This is a genomic window from Flavobacterium sp. MEB061, from assembly GCF_000834715.1.
Classification (GTDB): Bacteria; Bacteroidota; Bacteroidia; order Flavobacteriales; family Flavobacteriaceae; genus Flavobacterium; species Flavobacterium pectinovorum.
Map to the genome: position 1 here is coordinate 1 of NZ_JXQR01000035.1, position 734 is coordinate 734.

Sequence of the window (734 nt, forward strand, 5' to 3'; positions counted from 1 at the left end):
GCAGTAACATTTACTGTTATTGTTCCGGCAACTTTTCCATTTGAAGCATTACAAGAGAATGGAACTGCAGTAACCGTTGCTGCTAATTGTGCTGGAGCTGTCAAAGTAATACTAACGCTTCCTGTACAACCTTTACTGTCTTTTACATAGAATGTATAAGAACCTGCAGCCAATCCTGTAAATGTACCATTTGGAACATACGTTATATTATCTCTACTATACGTATATCCTCCTGATCCTCCAGCACCTGTTAATTCTACCGAACCATTATTTCCTCCATCACATGATGGATTGATATGCGTTTCTGTAACTGTTGGGTTTGCAATGGCAATAACTGCAGTAGTTGTAGAAGTCGAACATGTATTGGCATCTGTTACTACAAAAGTATAACTGTCTACATTGGCAGCCGTAACTGTATATGTAAACGTTGGTCCAGCTATTGGAGCGCTTGGAGCACTTGGTGTTCCGCTGCCTTTAGTAACTGTATATGTATATGGCCCTCTACCACCTGAAAGTGCAACTGTTATAGTAGCTGCAGGTGTAGCCGTACAATCTAGTTCTTTAGTAACTGATGATGCAGCTACTAATTGTGGATAAATTATTAATGCAGATGTAGCTGTAGCTGTACATCCGTTGGCATCTTTTACCGTAACGGTATAAGTTCCGGCTGGAACATTAAATACATTACTGGTTTGGAATGATGTTCCATCAATACTATAAGTTAACGGAGCTTT

The 734-nt window shown here is 39.6% G+C and carries 1 protein-coding gene; it reads right to left on the bottom strand.

Annotation, left to right across the window (positions count from 1 at the left end; all coding sequences use genetic code 11):
• Positions 1-734 (bottom strand): hypothetical protein (locus tag RT99_RS15315; RefSeq protein WP_042565638.1); only part of this gene is annotated, 734 nt, incomplete at both ends.